This is a genomic window from Streptomyces sp. ITFR-21 (genome assembly GCF_031844685.1).
In the GTDB taxonomy this organism is placed as follows: Bacteria; Actinomycetota; Actinomycetes; order Streptomycetales; family Streptomycetaceae; genus Actinacidiphila.
The window spans coordinates 29643-47034 of sequence record NZ_CP134608.1; the positions used below are offsets into that span (position 1 = coordinate 29643).

General features: G+C 70.5%; 16 protein-coding genes and 1 tRNA gene. All 17 read left to right on the plus strand.

Annotation, left to right across the window (positions count from 1 at the left end; genetic code table 11):
• Nucleotides 1-35 precede the first annotated feature (35 nt).
• The 17 genes from RLT57_RS32790 (at nucleotide 36) to RLT57_RS32870 (ending at nucleotide 17118) form a co-directional block, all read left to right on the plus strand.
• Nucleotides 36-3080 carry a ParB/RepB/Spo0J family partition protein gene (locus RLT57_RS32790; RefSeq protein ID WP_311301396.1) on the plus strand — a complete coding sequence of 1015 codons (3045 nt, stop codon included), beginning with the start codon at nucleotides 36-38 and terminating at the stop codon, nucleotides 3078-3080.
• Between the two features lie 84 nt (nucleotides 3081-3164).
• Nucleotides 3165-3995 (plus strand): methyltransferase, encoded by an 831-nt coding sequence (locus RLT57_RS32795; RefSeq protein WP_311301397.1) that lies wholly within the window; start codon nucleotides 3165-3167, stop codon nucleotides 3993-3995.
• A 163-nt stretch (nucleotides 3996-4158) separates the two neighbouring features.
• Nucleotides 4159-4593, plus strand: coding sequence for a hypothetical protein (locus tag RLT57_RS32800; RefSeq protein ID WP_311301398.1), 435 nt, complete (start codon nucleotides 4159-4161; stop codon nucleotides 4591-4593).
• Between the two features lie 78 nt (nucleotides 4594-4671).
• Nucleotides 4672-5736, plus strand: coding sequence for a hypothetical protein (locus RLT57_RS32805; protein WP_311301399.1), 1065 nt, complete (start codon nucleotides 4672-4674; stop codon nucleotides 5734-5736).
• An 82-nt stretch (nucleotides 5737-5818) separates the two neighbouring features.
• The gene (locus RLT57_RS32810) at nucleotides 5819-6280 is read left to right on the plus strand and encodes a hypothetical protein (RefSeq protein WP_311301400.1); all 462 of its coding nucleotides are present in this window, start codon (nucleotides 5819-5821) and stop codon (nucleotides 6278-6280) included.
• A gap of 99 nt (nucleotides 6281-6379) precedes the next feature.
• Nucleotides 6380-6805, plus strand: coding sequence for a hypothetical protein (locus RLT57_RS32815; RefSeq protein ID WP_311301401.1), 426 nt, complete (start codon nucleotides 6380-6382; stop codon nucleotides 6803-6805).
• A gap of 102 nt (nucleotides 6806-6907) precedes the next feature.
• Nucleotides 6908-7039, plus strand: a complete 132-nt coding sequence (locus RLT57_RS32820) for a hypothetical protein (protein ID WP_311301402.1) — start codon at nucleotides 6908-6910, stop codon at nucleotides 7037-7039.
• A gap of 92 nt (nucleotides 7040-7131) precedes the next feature.
• Nucleotides 7132-8886: a DNA cytosine methyltransferase gene (locus tag RLT57_RS32825; RefSeq protein WP_311301403.1), complete on the plus strand. Its 1755-nt coding sequence runs from the start codon at nucleotides 7132-7134 to the stop codon at nucleotides 8884-8886.
• A gap of 95 nt (nucleotides 8887-8981) precedes the next feature.
• Nucleotides 8982-9296 carry a hypothetical protein gene (locus RLT57_RS32830; protein ID WP_311301404.1) on the plus strand — a complete coding sequence of 105 codons (315 nt, stop codon included), beginning with the start codon at nucleotides 8982-8984 and terminating at the stop codon, nucleotides 9294-9296.
• A gap of 137 nt (nucleotides 9297-9433) precedes the next feature.
• Nucleotides 9434-10384: a magnesium chelatase domain-containing protein gene (locus RLT57_RS32835; RefSeq protein WP_311301405.1), complete on the plus strand. Its 951-nt coding sequence runs from the start codon at nucleotides 9434-9436 to the stop codon at nucleotides 10382-10384.
• Nucleotides 10385-10475: 91 nt separating this feature from the next.
• A complete protein-coding gene (locus RLT57_RS32840) occupies nucleotides 10476-11204 on the plus strand; it encodes a hypothetical protein (RefSeq protein ID WP_311301406.1) in 729 nt (242 codons plus the stop codon).
• 182 nt (nucleotides 11205-11386) lie between these two features.
• Complete coding sequence (locus tag RLT57_RS32845) at nucleotides 11387-12331, plus strand: phosphoadenosine phosphosulfate reductase family protein (protein WP_311301407.1); 945 nt, start codon at nucleotides 11387-11389, stop codon at nucleotides 12329-12331.
• A gap of 68 nt (nucleotides 12332-12399) precedes the next feature.
• Nucleotides 12400-12473, plus strand: a tRNA-Gly gene (locus tag RLT57_RS32850).
• Between the two features lie 139 nt (nucleotides 12474-12612).
• On the plus strand, nucleotides 12613-13980 hold the full coding sequence (locus RLT57_RS32855; protein WP_311301408.1) for a hypothetical protein: 1368 nt from the start codon (nucleotides 12613-12615) through the stop codon (nucleotides 13978-13980).
• Entirely contained in the window at nucleotides 13977-14927 is a 951-nt protein-coding gene (locus RLT57_RS32860) for a ParB N-terminal domain-containing protein (RefSeq protein WP_311301409.1), read from the plus strand. Before RLT57_RS32855 ends, RLT57_RS32860 begins: the two co-directional genes overlap by 4 nt.
• Nucleotides 14924-15547 carry a hypothetical protein gene (locus RLT57_RS32865; RefSeq protein ID WP_311301410.1) on the plus strand — a complete coding sequence of 208 codons (624 nt, stop codon included), beginning with the start codon at nucleotides 14924-14926 and terminating at the stop codon, nucleotides 15545-15547. Before RLT57_RS32860 ends, RLT57_RS32865 begins: the two co-directional genes overlap by 4 nt.
• Entirely contained in the window at nucleotides 15544-17118 is a 1575-nt protein-coding gene (locus tag RLT57_RS32870; RefSeq protein WP_311301411.1) for a hypothetical protein, read from the plus strand. Before RLT57_RS32865 ends, RLT57_RS32870 begins: the two co-directional genes overlap by 4 nt.
• Nucleotides 17119-17392: the final 274 nt, after the last annotated feature.

The following is a 17392-nucleotide window of genomic DNA, read 5'->3' on the forward strand; positions in this document are numbered from 1 at the left end:
CGTCGCCCCCACTCCCACTTCTGGAGGTGCGCCGCATGGCGCTCATCGACATCACCCACACCCGCGCGCAGGGCACGATCCTCACCGGCTCGCGCAAGGGAGACGGCATCTTCGAGATCGTGAGAAATCACGGCTTCTGGTTCTCGCGGAACGTCGACGGCCTCTACATCAAGCGATCGCAGGACCAGGAAGCGCAGATGTGGCGGATCAACGGCGCGGCCGAGGACCTGCGCGCGGCTGGCCACGAAGTGACGATCGAGATCAAGGAGGAGGTGCGGCGGTCCTTCGCGGACGCCGAAGCCGCCCGCGAGGAACGCGCCGAGGAGCGGGTCGAGCGGTTCGGCGACCGCGCGGGCCGGGCCGTCGCCTCAGCTGACGCCCGGCGCGGCCGGGCGGACGAGATCTCGCGGCGGTTCGAGTTCGGCCAGCCGATCCTCGTCGGGCACCACAGCGAAGGCCGCGCCCGCCGTGACCAGGAGCGGATCCACACCAACATGCGGAAGTCGTTCGAGGAGCGCGACCGCGGGAGGTACTGGGCGGACCGGGCCGCGGCCTCCGAGAACTACGCGGAGCACCGCAACAACCCGCACCTCACCCTGCGGCGCCTGGAACGGCTGCGCGCCGACCTGCGGAAGCTGGAGCGCCACCACGCGGAAGCAGTGGAGAAGGGCTGGAACTCCGTCGACCGGCACGCGCGGACCATCCTGGACCTGACCGAGGAGATCACCCACTGGGAGGGGATCGTCGAGAAGGCCAAGGCCGAAGGCGTGAAGGTGTGGGAGCCGGACGACTTCGCGCCCGGTGACTTCGTGCTCTACCTCAACTCCTGGTATCAGGTGGCCCGGGTCAACCCGAAGACGCTGAGCGTCGCGTGGAACCTGCGGCTGGCCCCGAAGCAGGTGATGAGCCTGGAGGACGCCACTTTCGACGGCGGTCGGGTCGGGACGCACAGCGCGGACTACACCAAGGTGCAGGCCCGTTGCCCCGAGGCGGCGATGACCGCGTTCCTCGCGGACGGGAAGGTGCCCGGTACCAAGTCGGCTCACACGGCCTCGGAGGAACAGCCGGCCAGCGCGGTGCGCGAGGCCAAGGCCGCGAAGCCGAAGCCGAAGAAGTCGGCCAGCGACGCGAAGGTGGCAAAGCGGATCCACGTCATCTGCCCGATCGGCGGCACCGAGGCGACGCTGACGTGGCTGAACGGCAACAGCCGACCCCACAAGGACTTCGAGTCCGTGACGCTCACGGTGGAGGAGGAGTTCGGCCGGGCGGTGTGGTCGAAGCCGCTCCAGGCCGAGATCACGCGCGTGCTGGACGAGCGCGGCTACGTGCTCGGCAAGGACGACTGGACGGTGTCCCGGGAGCGCGGCGGCTTCCTGCGGGCCGTCGAGCCGAAGGCGCAAGAGCCCGCAGTGGTGGTCGACGAGCAGCCGGCGCCGGAGCCCCCGGCGGAGGAGGTGCCCATCGAGGAGGAGCCCCCCGCGGCCGACCCGGCACCGGAGCGGGAGCCCGAGGCCGCGAAGGTCTGGGGCCGGTCCGACTTCAAGAAGGGCGACTACGTACAGGCCGGAGGCCGTTGGCACCAGGTGCTCCGGTCGAACCCGAGGAGCGTGTCCGTGCCCGGACCGGACCCCTACCTCGTCCAGTGGGACATGGTGACCGGCCGCAGGAGCGCGGCCGAGATGGCGGAGGCCCTGGCTGCGGAGACCGGCGACGACCAAGCGCCGGTCGACGTGCCCCCGGCGGAGGTCGAGGCGCAGCCGGAGGGGGCCGAAAAAAACCCCTCTGACCTGCGACTTTCTTCGTCCAACCCGGTACCCCAGGGGTCTCCCGAAGTTAGTCATAGTGTCCACCCACTAAGCCCCACACCGCACAGCGAGAGGCCGGAGACCATGACCGACACCGCCACCACCGCCAGCACCGAGGTCACCGAGACGGCCCCCGCGAAGAAGGCCACCCGCACCAAGGCCGTCGCGAAGAAGGCCCCGGCCGCGAAGAAGGTGATCGAGCCCACCAAGGTCAGCAAGCGCCAGGAAGTCCTCGCCGAGACCGTTGCCGACACCAAGGCCAAGGCGCCGACGCAGAAGACGATCCCGATCGACCGGATCGACCGCGACCCGAACCAGCCGCGCGAGCTGTTCGACCAGGCGAAGCTGGAGGAACTGGCGGGCTCGATGCGCGAGCTGGGCCAGCTCCAGCCGATCAGCGTCCGGTACGACACGGGCACCCGGCGGTACACGATCATCATGGGCGAGCGCCGGTGGCGCGCGGCGAAGATGGCCGGCCTCACCGAGATGACCGCGCTCGTCCTGCACGGCGCGGTCGGCGGCTCCCGCGAACTCCTCGCCAAACAGGTCGCCGAGAACGTCGGCCGCGCGGACATGACGCCCATGGAAGAGGCGAAGTCTTTCAAGGACCTGGAGACCGCCGGGTACGAGATCGAGGAGATCGGCCGGATGTGCGGCAAGTCCCCGGCGTACGTCGGGTGGCGCATTGACCTCCTCAAGCTGTGCGACTCGGCGCAGGACGCCATGTCCAAGGGCCTGCTCGGCGTCAACCTCGCCTGGTACGCGGCGCAGCTCAGCGAGCGGAACCAGATCCGGTTCCTCAGCCGGTACACCCAGGGCGGATTCGCCAACGACCGGGACGCCGAGGCGTTCGTCAAGGCGTGCCGCACCGAGGAGGAGCGCCGCGAGTCCCAGGGCTCGTTCTTCGTCCTCAGCGAGGAGACCCCGGCAAAGAAGGGCGACGTCCAGGAGTCGATCCTCGGCGACCACGACGTCCCCGAGGAGGAGCGCGAGCGGATCATCTCCGAGCGGGCGAAGCTGACGAAGAAGATCGAGCGCCTGTCGGCAGCGGGCGAGATCCTGGCCGAGCTGGCCACCGCGGACCCGGAGGAGCTGGCCCTCCTCCTGGCTGGAGGCGCCGGAGGCGTCGACGTCCACAGCAAGCGCATCGGCCACCTGCGGAAGCTGGCCGGGCAGGTCATCGGCAACCTGACCAAGGCGCAGGCGATCGCCTCGGTGCGAGCCGGTGGGATCGAGATCAACCCGGCCGCCGTCGCCGAGACCGACGCCGCCTGACCCGACTCCCCTCTCTCATGCCCGCCGCATAGTGTCCAGACACTATGCGGCGGGCGCCCCACCCCATCCCGAAAGGACCGCCCCATGCGCTTCCCGACCGACGTCCTCGCCGTCCTGACCGACCCCCGCACCGTCATCTCCGGCGACCTGGTGCGCGTCCCCTTCGAGCTCGACCGCGTGGTCTACGAGCAGTTGAACACCGTCCTCAAGGAGATGGGCGGCCGGTGGGACGGCCGCAAGGCGGTCCGCGCGCACGTCTTCCCGCACCGGATCGAGGAGGACTTCCGCCAGTTTCTGACGGCCGGCGAGTACCCCACCCGGTACGAGCAGGGCTGGTTCCCGACGCCCCACCAGCTCGTCATGCAGGTCTGCGATCTGGCCGGGATCTGCGCCGGGATGACCGTCCTGGAGCCCTCGGCCGGGGCGGGCGCACTGACCGCCGAACTCGCCCGGCGCGGGGGCGTGGTCGACAGCGTCGAACTCGACGCGAACCGCGCGGCCCTGCTGCGCAAGCAGGGCGACTCGCGGAGGGTCATCGCCGGCGACTTCTTGAGCCTCGACCCGCTCGACTACGCCGAAGGCTTCGACCGGATCGTGATGAACCCGCCGTTCACCGGCGGCCTGGACCACATCAGGCACGCGATCGGGTTCATGAAGGACGACGGCATCCTCGTCTCCGTCATGTCCGCCGGGCTGATGTGGTGGAGCGACAAGGCCAGCGCCGAGTTCCGCGCCGCGGTCGAAGAGGTCGGCGGCGAGATCGAGCCCCTGCCCGAGGGCAGCTTCGCCGCGGTCGGGACGGACGCCCGGACCTGCCTCGTCTACGTCCCCGGATACGCGGGCGGCCCGCTCCGCACCCACGACTGGCTCCAGCGGCAGCCGAAGCAGCTCGACCTCTTCGACATGGTCGCTTAGGCCGCTGACCTGCAACTTTCCCCGATTTCCCCGGTCGTACCCGGTACCCCAGGTGGGCTCAGAAGTTGGTCATAGTGTCCACCCACTATCAACCACGACCGGGGGTCACGCCACCACCACCGCTACCTTCCCTGCCCCACAACACGCGAAAGGACAAACCAGGATGAGCGATCTGCGCCTCGCGACCTGCACGTACCAGGAGTTCGCCCCGCACATGGGCACCCCGGTCCGGACCACGGTCGGCATGCCGCGCTTCTCCCTCGGCTACCAGCTCGGCGGCCACGCCCGGCTCATCACCCCCACCCGACAGCTCCTCAAGATCAACGCGCAGGACGCCTACGAGTTCAGCTACCGGCGGCTGCTCGCCGGCAACGGGCTGGAGAACATCCGGCACGAGCTGACGGCCATCGCGGGCGTCAACGACCTGGACAGCCCGCTGGTCCTCCTGTGCTTCGACCGGCTGGACCGCCTCACCCCGCCCGACGACTGGTGCCACCGGCTCCACTTCGCGAAGTGGTGGACCGAGCAGACCGGCGACGAGGTGCCCGAGCTGGGCGCGCACCGCAAGCAGGCGCCGCCCACCCTCTTCGACTTCTGATCCCTCAGCCCGGCGGGCGGGGGCGGGAATCCCCGCCCGCCGGGCCAACCGACAGCCTCACAGAGCAAGGACCGCGAGATGATCAACACCCGCGTGTGCATTGACGACATGCTCGGCCCGTTCGACTGCCAGCTCGACCCCGGCAACCGGTGGAACGGATGGCTGAGCCCCCACTTCACCCTCGCCGCCACCCGCGAGCTGTCCGCCCAGACGCTCCGCATGGCCGACGAGTACGGCTACGACAGCGTCGACACGATCCACGTGATCGAGGGCCGCGCCGACAGCCAGGACACCGTCCACCTGATCGAGAGCGACCTGACCCGCGAGGTGAACGAGGACGGCGTCCGCGAGCCCATCGCGCTCGCCGTGCGCGTCCCCTGGCGTTCCCTGGACCGCGGCGCGACCGCCACGCTCTCCGGCATCACCCCGGCCGTCCGCAAGGCGGCCCGCAAGAGCAAGGTGACCGGCCGGGGCGCGGCCCGCGCGGTCGTCGTCCACGTCCGCTGGCAGTGGATGGACGAGGAGAGCGACACGGCCGCCAACGTCGTCCAGTCCGGCCAGGACGGCCGCTACAGCATCGGCGGCTGGGAGTGGACGTGGGGCTACGCGATCTGGTGGTGCGCGTGCGGCTCGGCCATGGTCTGGCACGAGACCGACTGCACCGGCTGCCTGCTTCGCCGTGACAACCAGCCGGTGAAGAAGCCGTGCGACTGCGGCTGCGACCCCGCCCAGGGCACCTGGGGTGAGTACGACCTCGAATCCGTCGCGAGCCGCGCCCACTTCATTGGCACCGGGCGGTTCCTGCGCTGGTCGGAGTCCGCCGCCCAGCCGAACTACTCCCTGGAGGTGGCCACAGAGATGGTCGGAGTCCTCCTCCGGCGCCTGGCGCCCGGCGCGACGTCGGCTCTCGTCGACCTGACCGGGCCGCCCTCGCTGATCGCGGTGTTCGCCGGCGACGCCGAGATCGACACGGCCGACGACACCGGCCCCTTCGATTCCGAGACCCTCGGCGGTGCCGACGAGATCCTGCGCCACGCGATGGACCAGGCCGGACCCGACGCCGCCGCGGCCGGCTGGCAGCTCGTCCCCGACGAGAAGTCGCAGCGGCTGTACCGGATCACCTTCCCGGCCGACCGGCCGTAGCCGCCCGGCCCGGGACGCGGCGCCTCAAGCGCCCTCCCCGGCTCGACCCCTCCACCCCAGTCGACCTCTCCGAGGAGTTCCTGTGACCGACCACACCCCCACAACCCGCGCCTACCAGCTCCCCGACAGCGCCGCCCTGTCCGTCGCGTCCGGCCAGGCGCTCGAAGCCAGCGAGAAGGCTCTCGACCGGCTCGGCCGCGTGATGGCCGTCGTCACCGCGGCCGGCTTCCGCGATGTGCTCGCCGACTACGACCACGACGCCCCGTTCGACGCGGCTCACGCCGAACTCTCCGAGGGGGCGGGCGGCGACCTGTCGGTCACCGGCCGGTACTGGACGGTCGCGGGCGAGGAACGGACGCTGGCCGACGCCATCGGCAAGTTCGACGCCGACCACGCGGTCTTCGGGATCAACGAGTGGACGAACTACCTGGACGCCTCGACGTGGGACGTGTGGCACCCGCTCGTGACCGACCTGCCCGACATCGACGGCAGGCCCGCCTACCGCCTCGACCTCGTCAAAGCGGCGGCGCTGCCGCTCGACTGACCGCGCTTCACCTGGCCCCGGGGCGGGCGAGGGCGGGAATCCCGCCCGCCCCGGGGTCGCCGCATGTGCACCAACCGAAACGACCTCACGGAGAGCGCCATGATCGAAGTCCTCGTGTCCTGCAACGACACCCAGCGGTACACGGCCCTGATCGACCCCGACGAGCAGCGTGACGGCTACTGCCGCCCCTGGTTCGACCTGGAGACCGTCCAGCGGATCGCCGACGACACCCAGGCCGACGCGGCCCGGTTCAGCCACGGATCGGTGGACACCGTGCACGTCCTCACCGGCCAGGTCGACGGCACCGAGCACGCGGTGGTGCTGAACATCTGCTGGATGTTCCTCGGCGGCGACAAGCACCAGCAGGCGGTCGAGGTCTGCCAGCCCAACGAGGACGGCCGGTACGCCATCGGCGGGTTCGACTGGTGCTGGTACCAGCTCGACGAGCACCTGAACCCGGTGATCCCGTCGCAGGCGACGGCCGAGCGGAAGTGGGGGCGCGTTCCTCGGCAGGGAGGGCGCTGACCTGCGGTTTTCTCCGAAATCTCCGGCGTTACCCCGGTACCTCACGGAGAGTCCGGCGTTAGTCATAGTGTCCACCCACTAAGCAACCCCCGGGAGTGCCAGATGGCCAAGAAGCAGCAGTTGCGGAACGAGCGGCGCAAGGACCACCGGCGGGCGCCGCGGCGCGAGATCGGCCGCCGCCCCACCTGGGTCTACCAGGAGCTGCGCGACCAGCTCCGCGCCGAGAGCGAGTAGCCCCGGCCGTCCAGCACCACCCGCCGGGCGAGCGGGGGCGGGAATCCCCGCTCGCCCGGCCACCAACCGACAGCCTCACGAGGAGATCCCCCATGGCCTTCTTCGCTCCCGCTTCACCCGGCTGGTCAACCGGGTCGGCGTCCGCCTACAAGCACGACGGCTCCGAGCTGACCGTCATGAGCTGGTTCTGCGGAGCCGGCGGCGACACGCAGGGCGCGGACGCGGTGCCCAACGTGCGCGTCACCCGGGCCGCGAACCACTGGGACGTGGCCCTGGCCACGCACGCCTGGAACAACCCGCGCTGCGAGGTCTGGAAGGGCGACATCCGCCGGGCCCCCGTCGAGAAGTGGCCGGTGTGCGACATCTTCTGGGCCTCGCCCGAGTGCCCGAAGTGGTCGGCGGCCCGGGGCGTGAAGCGCGACTTCGACAAGACGCTCCAGGGCCAGATCGACTTCGACGAGCCCGAGTTCAAGAGCGACAAGGAGCGCCGGGCGGCCGAGGAGCGCTCGCGCGCCCTGATGGAAGAAGTCCCGATGTACCTGCGCGGCGTGATCGCCAGGGGTGGTCTCGTCCTCGCCGGAGTCGTGGAGAACGTCACGGACTGCCGCGACTGGGACGACTGGGACCGGTGGATGGCCGAGTTCGACAAGATGGGCTACGAGACCAAGGTCTGCGCGATCAACTCGATGCACGTCGACCCGCGCAGCCTCGACCACATCCCGCAGAGCCGCGACCGTCTGTACGTCGCGTACTGGCACAGGAGCCTGGGCCGCACCCCGCAGTGGGACAAGTGGGTGCTGCGCCCCGAGGCGTACTGCTTCGACTGCGACGAGAAGGTGGAGGCCGTCCAGGTCTTCCGCAAGGCCGGTAAGGACATGGGCCGGTATCGCCAGAGCTACGACTACCGGTGCCCGCGCAAGACCTGCCGCGCGGTCGTGGAGCCCATGGCGCTCCCCGCGGCTGCCGCGATCGACTGGTCGCTGCCCGGCACGCCGATCGGCGACCGCCAGAAGACCGACGACTGCCCCGAGGGCCTGGCCCCGGCGACGATCGCCCGCACCCGGGCCGGGTTCGCGCAGTACTGGGGATGGGGCGCCCCGGCTGCCGACGACAGCCAGGACTCGCTGTTCGGCGGGTTCGGCGACGCCGCACCGACCGCCCCCGGCCCGCTCCTCGTCCCGACCGGCGGCACGTGGCGGGACAAGGCCGTCACGCTCGACCGGCCGATGTCGACCCGTACGACCGTCGAGACCGACGGCATCGTGGTCCCGCCCATCCTCGTGCCCTGCGAGGGCCGCGACGGCAAGAAGCCGATGAGCGTGGACGACCCGCTGCGCACCCAGACGGCCCGCCTGGAGACCGCGCTCGCCTACCTCCCGCCGTTCGTGATCCCGATGCGCGGCGGCGGCGACAAGGAGAAGGCCCGGCACATCAGTGCCCCGCTCCACACGGTCTCGGCCGGCGGCAACCACCACGGCCTGGTGACCGCGCCGGATCACCTGCTCGTGCCGTACTACGGCAACGGCCGCGCCCGGGAGTTGAGCGAGCCGATCGGGGCCCTGCCGACGCGCGACCGGTACGCGCTGGTCAAGGCGGCGGCCGACTTCAACATTGACGACGTGCTGTTCCGGATGCTCCAGCCGCACGAGATCGCGCGGGCGATGGCCTTCCGGACGGGCTACAAGATCATGGGCTCGAAGCGGCACCAGGTCCGCCAGCTCGGCAACGCCGTCACCCCGGGCGTCGCGGAGAACCTGTACTGCGCGCTGTACGAGGCGATCACCGGTGAGGAGCTGTCCCGGTTCGCCGAAGGGCGCGGCCCACTCTCGATGACCCTGGCGGCCTGACCTGCGCGAACATTACCCAAATTCATTTCCCAAACTGGATTAGCCAAAGCTGGTTTGGGAAATGATGAAAGTAGATCCACTCAAGGGAGCCAGCCATGCGCGCAACGATTCGACGGACCGACCTCGACACCACCGAGCGTGACGTGAACACCGCCCTGCCCCACCTGGTGATCGAGGACAACGCCTCGTACTACGTGCTGCGGGTCACCAAGGCCCCCGGCCAGCCCGAGGCGGTTCACGAGGACCTGCTGTCCGGCTACCAGGTGCGCGCGGAGATCCGCGCTGAGCTGCTGACCGGCATGGACGTGGTCGAGCAGAAGAAGACGGCCGAGATCAGCATCCACTGGTGCGGCCACTGCAAGCGCCGCGGCTACACCGCGCAGAGCTGCACCTACTCGAAGGTCAGCTAGCTGGCGGCGGCCGGTGGGGCGCGTAAGCGATGGGAATCCCACCGGCCGCCAGACGGCCCGGAACCGACAGGGCCTCACAAGCCCAGACCAGGCACGTGAGGCCACCGTACCGCCCTTTCAGATCACAGGAGGCACGCGTGAGCACCAACACCACCACCGAGACCCGCGAGTTCATCATCGTCGGCCAGGACCGCGGCACGAGCTACTGCCTGTGGGACGTCGCCCCCGCCCCGACCGACGACACGAAGCGAGCCATCGCGCTCGAAGAGATCGGGATTGACGCGTTCGACGCGTTCGGCTCGGTCCACACCGAGCACGCCACCAGCGCCCGCGCGGCCGTCGACCAGCTCGTGAACGACCTGCGCGAGCAGTCCGGGATCGGCTCGTACGGCCTAGCCGACGACAGCCAGCTCGACAACTACAAGGGCGAGCTCGCCCCGGCCGCCGGCGAGCCCGAGCCGTTCGGCCGCGCGCACACCCTGTCCGCGACCCGGGACAGCGGCTACCGCATCCAGGCGAGCGCGACGCCCGGCCTGCCGCACTTCAACGTGGACGGCCTGCCCGTGCGCTCCCCGAACGAGACGAGGGATCGCGTACGCGCCGGGATCATCAACAGCGGCCTCGACTGGCCCGCCGCGAACGTCCTGGTCCGCCTCACCCCGCTCACCAAGGACGGCAGCAGCGTCGGCACCAGCGGCCTTGACCTGGCCATCGCCTGCTCGGTCCTCGCGGCGGCCGGCCACATCCCCGCCGACTGCCTGGCCGGTGCCGCTCTCGTCGGCGAACTCGGCCTCGACGGCTCCCTGCGCGTCCCGTACGACCTGACCAACGTGGTCCGCACCGCGGCCTCCGGCGGCAGCACCACGGTCATCGTCCCGACCCGGGCCGTGGACGACGCGGCCACCGCCGGGGTCCGCGTGATCGGAGCCGCCTCCCTGGACGAGGCGCTGGCCGTGCTCACCGGCCACTGGCACCACCCGGAGGGCTGCGCCCACTGCGTCACCGACGGGGACGCCGACCCGCACCAGCCGTGCACCCCGACTCCCGGCGGCCTGTGCCCGGCCTGCGAGGCCAACGCCCCGTTCTGACCGGCGGGCGCCGGGCGGACCCCGCACTGGTCCGCCCGGCGCCTCCCCTCCTCCACCACCACCCGAGTTGCAACGGAAGGGCAGCCCCACCATGAGCGCCACCACTGATCAGGTCCAGTACGACGCGTACGGCCCGGACCGCTTCGCCTCCCACCTGCCGTTCGGACCGAACGGCTACCTGTTCACCGTCCCCGGCGACTTCCCGGAGGACACCCCCTCGCACACCAACGTCACCGACTGGGAGATGGCCGTCTACCGCACCGGCGAGCCCGGCCCCGACGGCTGGGAGGTCCGCGACGTCAACGGCCAGCGCAGGGTGTGGGCCGTGGCCGCGAGCCGCCGTGAAGCGGTCGGCATGGCGTTCCTGGAGATCGCCCGGGTCCGCCGAGACCAGGCCGAAGAGATCGCCGAGAAGCGGGTCGCGTGCGGCCTGGAGATCGTCCCGCCGTACAAGGTCGAGACGACCGACGGCGTGACCCTCGTCCTCACCGCGCAGGGCATCGCCCGCCTGGTCCGGATCGAGGGCACCGAGACCGGGTTCCCGGCCCGGTACCACGTGACCGCCACGGACGGCGGTGAGGCGTACGTGATCGAAGCCGGTGAGGGCGTCGAGCTGCGGACCCTGGAGGTCGGCGTCCTGCACATCCGGTGCGGCTGCGACCCGGACGCGGCGTGCTTCGAGAACGAGACCGACGCCCTGAACCACGTGCGCGAGGAACTGACCGCGTGGTGGCTGTGCCCGAAGTCGCCCGGCGCCCCGGCCGCCGAGGACCAGCAGCCCGAAGACGACGACGAGGACCAGGCGCCCGCCGCCGAGTAGCCTCCGCCGTCCCCGTGGGGCCGCAGCCGACACCCGGCCGCGGCCCCACCTGCGGTTCTAAGCGGTCCACGAGCCCCAGCTCACTACCCCTCAAGCGGCGGAAACGAGGCGACCACAGGCCCGGCCACGGCCCGACAGCCGCCTGATCCTCTGCTCCCCCCACCCCACCAGAAAGGCCCCGCATGGTCAGCAGCGGACAGCTCGAAATCGCCCTGCCGGGCCTCGGGCCCGACGTGCCCGACCTGACCTCGTACCGGTGGATCGTCGCCAACGTCAGCGCGGGCAAGGACAGCATGGCGATGCTCGCCGAGCTGATGCTTCACGCGACGGCGGCCGGCGTCGTGGACCGCATCGTCGTCGTCCACGCCGACCTCGGCGACGCCGAATGGGACGGCACCCGCGACCTGGCCGCCGAGCACGCCGCCGCGTACGGCCTGCGGTTCGAGATCGTGGCCCGCACCGGCTCCGGCCTCCTCGACCGCATCGAAGAACGCGGCATGTTCCCGTCAGCGGATAACAGGTGGTGTACCTCGGATTTCAAGCGAGGCCCGGTCCGGCGCCTGATCACCGCCCTGGTCCGCGAGGCCGAAGCAGCCGGCCACGTCGGGCCGGTGCGCATCCTCAACGTCATGGGCCTGCGCGCCGAGGAGTCCCCGGCCCGCCGCAAGCTCCTCGCGTTCACCCACGACGGCTCGTGGACGTGCCCGTGCGCCGAGTGCCAGCGCCGCCAGCGCAAGGCGAAGTGGTACAAGGCCCGGAAGCTGCCGGTCCCCAAGCACGCCAACCCCGGCTGGGGTGCGTCGAACACGCTGCGGTACGTCGACACGTGGCTGCCGGTGCACTCCTGGTCGACCACCGAAGTGTGGACGGCGGTGTGGGCGTCCGGCCTGCGCGTCCACCCGGCCTATGCGGCCGGGATGCCGCGCCTGTCGTGCGTGTTCTGCGTCCTGGCGTCCCGGTCGGCGCTCGTGCGCGCCGCCCAGCTCCAGCCCGAGCTGGCCGCCCGCTACGCCCTGGTGGAGGCCAAGACCGGGCACCGGTTCCGGCTCGACGTGTCGATGGCCGAGATCATCGCCGAGGCGGAGGCGTCGCCCGAGGTCGCCGCGGTCGCCTGCTGGGAGGGGTGACCACCGTGCGTGCCTGTATCATCCCGTTCCGTGGTCGGCTGTCCTGAGCAGCGGCGCAGTCGACCGTTGCGCCAGTAGTGCAACAGCAGCACGCCCACCTTCCAGGTGGGAGGTCCTGGTTCAAATCCAGGCTGGCGCTCCACCTCGAAGCCCCCGACCGGCACCCGCCCGGCCGGGGGCTTCGCCGTACCGCCCTGGCCTGCGCCGATACCCCAGGGCAGGGGTCTGCCGGTCGGCTACCATCGCCGCCCCTTCACAGCAGGACCCCCAAGGAGCGGCCCATGTTCCACGGCTCGATTCCCGCGCCCCTCCGGTCGATCATCTACGAGCACGCCGGTGCCTGGCCCGAGGGCGACATCTACGTCGGCTGCTCCGGGAACTTCACGATCGAGAGGGTGCTGCACGCCCGGTTCGGGAACTCCCGGCCGGTCCACGGCAACGACATCCAGGCGTACTCGTGCGCCCTGGGCTGGTTCCTCGCCGGTGACCCGCTGCCGTACGTGCTGCGCCCCGAGTACGAAGACGAACTCGGGTGGCTCCAGCCGTACACCGAGGACCGCGCCGACCTGATGGCGACGCTGATGCTCGGCACCCGCTTCCTTCAGTGGGTCGGGAAGGACGGCGCGTACTTCCAGCGGATGATGCAGGCCACCCAGGACCAGTGGCCTCGGATGCACGACAAGACCGCGACGAAGCTCCGCGGCCTGGAGACCCGCCTCGGCTCGTTCTTCGCCGGCGACGTCCGTGACTACCTCGACCAGGTCCCGCCCGACGACCCCGTGGTGATGTTCCCGCCCTTCTACGCCAAGGACTATCAGTCCCAGTTCGCCTCGATCGGCGCGGCCTTCGACTGGCCGGAGCCGTCGTTCGATGAGCTGACCGAGGACGGCAAGGAACGCATCATCGAGCAGGTGCAGGACCGGCCCAACTGGGTCCTCGGGCTGCACATCGAGCGGCCGGACCTGCGTCACCGGCTCGCCGGCGTCGTGCAGACCGCGAACCGCGGCCTGCCGATCTACGTGTACGCCGCGTCCGGGCCGCGCCGCATCGTGCGGCCCCGGCAGCCCGTCGAGCCGATCCGTATGCCGAAGATCGGCCAGGACGAGGCCCTGGGCGACCGCATGAGCCTCCACGTCCTGACGGGCGGCCAGTTCGCCGCTGTGCGATCACAGTTCATGTCCAAGTCGATCAAGCCCGGCAGCCCGCTCATCGCATGCGGTGTCGCCGTCGACGGGAAGCTGATCGGCGCGTTCGCCTACCTGCCGCCGAAGTTCGACCCGAACACGGCCTACCTGATGTCGGACTTCCCGGTGTCGTGGACGAAGTACCGGCGCCTGGCCAAGCTGATCGTGATGGCGGCCTCCACGAAGGAGGCGCAGCTCCTCGTCCAGCGGTCCCTGTCGAAGCGGATCACCGGCTGGGCGACGACCGCGTTCACGGACCGGCCCAACAGCGCGAAGTACGGGCGCGGCATCCCCGGCGTGAAGCTCCAGAAGCGCACCGAGGCGTCCGCGAAGGACCCGGGCGACGGCATTCACCGCTACCAGCTCCAGTACGGCGGCCCCCTCGGCGCGTACACCCTCGCCGAGGCCCTGGACCTGTGGAAGCGCAAGCACGGCAGCGACATGAAGAAGGAAGACGAGCGATGACCGACACCACCCCGCACGCGCGCCCGATCCGGCCCCGCCTCGTCCGCCGAGACCCGCGGCTCCTCACCCCCCTGCCGATGAACGCGCGCTACATGCGCAAGGAGGAGTGGGACCGGCTCGTCGCCAACGTGAAGGCGGACGGCTGCCTCACCTCCGTGCCGCTGATCTACGGCGCCGGTGAGTACGAAGAGGGCCGCGAGCTGATCCTGTCCGGCAACCACCGCACGGGCGCCGCCGTCGAAGCGGGCCTGGACGAGATCGACTGCATGCTGATTGACGACAAGCAACAGAAGGACGAGCTGATCGCCCGGCAGCTCTCGCACAACAGCATCGCCGGCCAGGACGACGCCGCCACGCTCAAGCAGCTCTACGACCAGATCGAGGACGTCGACTGGCGCGCGTACTCCGGCCTGGACGACGAGACGCTGAACCTCCTCGCCGAGGTGAGCCCCGAGGGCCTGTCGGAAGCGAACCTGGACTTCGCCACCGTCTCGCTGATCTTCCTGCCGCCCGAGCTCGAAGCCGCCCGCGAAGCGTTCGAGCAGGCCCGCATCGGCCAGAACGCCTCCTGGCTCGCCGCCCGCGCGGACTACGAGCAGACCCTCGACACGCTCGCGTCCACCCACGCCGCCCACAAGGTCGGCAACGTCGCCACCGCGCTGCACGCCATCCTCACCATCGTCGAGAACCACCTCGAAGACCTCCAGGCCGGCTACACCTCCCCAGACGGCGAACCCCTGCACCGGGGCCGCGTCGGCCTGGAGACCGTCTTCGGCGACCGCACCCTCCCGGCACCCGCGGCCGTCACGATCAACAAGGCCATCGCCGCCGCAGTAGGACGGAGCGAGATCGAGCAAGGGGAGGGCTGGCGACTCCTGGACCGCCTGTGCGGCGAGTACCTGTCCGGCCCGAACTACACCGCCACCCCCACGGACGACCAGCCGTGAGCACACACCCGGCCATCCCCCTCAGCCCAACCCTCGACCCGTGGGAGCGCCAACCCAAGGAGTCAGCCCTCAAGTATGGGCAATTCATGACATTCCGCGACCTCGGCCGCGCCCGAACGCTGACGAAAGCTGCCGAAAAGCTGACACTCGCGCACGGGCACGTGAGGAACGTCGCCGCCGAGTTCCGGTGGCGGGAACGCGTCGAGGCGTACGACCGGCACCTGGACCGGCTGTATGAGGCCACCTGGCTGGAGGAGCGCCGCAAGGCCGCCGAGACCGACGCGAAGATCCTCGGTGCGGTGACTGGAAAGCTGGCGCAGCGCCTGATGACGCTGCGCGCCGAGGACCTGTCGGTCGGCGACTTTATCCGGTTGACGGACGTGACCATGCGGCACCGGCGTGTTCTGTTCGGTGACCCCACGGAGACGATCGCGATCACCGGTCAGGGCGGGAACCCGCTCGCAGTGCAGATCGCCGAGTTCGCGCAGATGCCCGCCGAGCAGCGACGTGTGCGGATCGAGGAGTTGGCTGCGGCGGTGCAGCGTCGGACCAGGGCGCTGGATGGCGCTGACGACGAGGACGACGACGGCCTGCCCGGCGACGACGACACCGAAGGGTGAGCACGACGCTGTCACCAGACGAGCTGGCCCACATTCCCGACGCCGAGGTGTTCCAGCGGCTCCAGGCTGCGAAGAAGGCGATGGCCCGCGACTTGCTATCGGACCCGGTGACGCTCGCTCGCGGCCTGGAGCGGGTGTATCGGATGCGCCCGCACCTGCGGGTTATCGCTGACGCCCTGGTCGGTCTGGAGCGCGGCGACTACGACCGGCTGATGGTGTGGACGCCATCGCAGGTCGGCAAGTCCAGCCTGGTCGCCGAGTGGTTCCCGTTCTGGTGGCTGTGCCTGCACGGTGAGGACCGGGTCGCGGTTACTTCGTACTCCGACGACCTGGCGATGCGGCGCGGTAAGGCGATCCGCCGCTACATCACCGAGTACGGCGGCGAGTACGACCTGGCGCTGCTGGCCGGCTCGTCTGCCGCGCAGGACTACGACACCACCGAGGGCGGCGGCGTCCGCTCGGTGTCGATCGGGTCGGGCCTGACCGGATTCGACGTGAACGTCCTCGTCGTCGACGACCCGCACAAGGACCGCGCCGACGCGGAGTCCAAGGCGTCGCGGGAGCATGTCCAGGACTGGTGGTCGTCCGCCGCGCTCAAGCGCCTCCAGCCGGACCGGAACGCGGTGGCGGTCGTGCAGACCCGCTGGCACCCCGACGACTTCTCAGGGCGGCGACTGGAGGAGGAAGGCAGGCTGGAGGAAGGCGGCCGGTGGAAGGTCGTGCACCTCCCGGCGATCGCCAATCCGTCGAAGTTCGGCCCGGACCCGCTCGGCCGCGAGGACGGCGACCCGCTGCCGCACCCGAAGATCCGCACCAAGAACCGGCGTGCGCTGCTGGCTTGGTGGGCAGATGTGAAGGCCACTTCCAGCGTCCGCGACTGGCACTCGATGGCGCAGGGCGACCCGCAGCCGACCGAAGGGGCGTTGGCCTCCCGCGACCTGCTGCGCATGATCCGCGACCCCGGGGGCAGCGTCGAGCCGCAGAAGATCGCCGTCGCCATCGACCCGTCCGGTGGCGGCCGGGACGTCGCCGGCGTGATCGGCGGATTCCTCGGAGACGACGGCCGCGTGTGGGTCAGCCACGATGTGTCGGCGGCGATGTCGTCGGCCGACTGGTCCACTGCGGCGTGCCTCCTGGCGTTCGAGACGAACGCCAGCGTGATCTACGTCGAGTGGAACTTCGGCCGGGATATGGCCGTCCTGGCGTTGGAGACGTCGTGGGAGGCGCTACAGCGCGGCGGGGTAATCCCCAAGACGCACCTGATGCCGCTGGTCGACCCGGTGCGCGCCAGGCAGGGCAAGTTGCTGCGTGCGGCGCCCGTCGCCCAGCAGATGGTTCAGGACAAGGTGCGGCTGCGTGGCGCTTTCGTGGACCTCGAAAACGAGTGGGCGACGTGGCAGGACACCGACCCTGACAGCCCTGGCCGGATCGACGCCTCGTGCGTCCTCGTCTACGGCCTGATCCCTGAGGCCAACAAGGGTGCCATCGTGCACGCGCCGTTGCCGACTGCGCCGCGGCCGCCAAGTCAACCCCGTGCGGCCAGCGTGTACGGGCGGCGCATTTCGCAGTAGCAAAGCGACCGGCCATGCGCTGTGGGGGCGAGCGGCAGGCCACCACGGAGCCGGGGCAGCGGCGATCACCTGTCACCGCAGGAAACGGTGAGCTCCCGAACTGGGTGCCGGTGGAGATACAGCAGATGAGAGACCCGGACCGGGGCGACGCGGTCGCCATGGCGCTACACGGAGCACCTGGCGTCCACGGTGGTCCGGTCCCCGGCCAAGCGCACCAGCCGGCCCCTGAGCCCGGCCGCGGCCCGGTACGCGCGCAGCATCGGCGGCAGCAGCG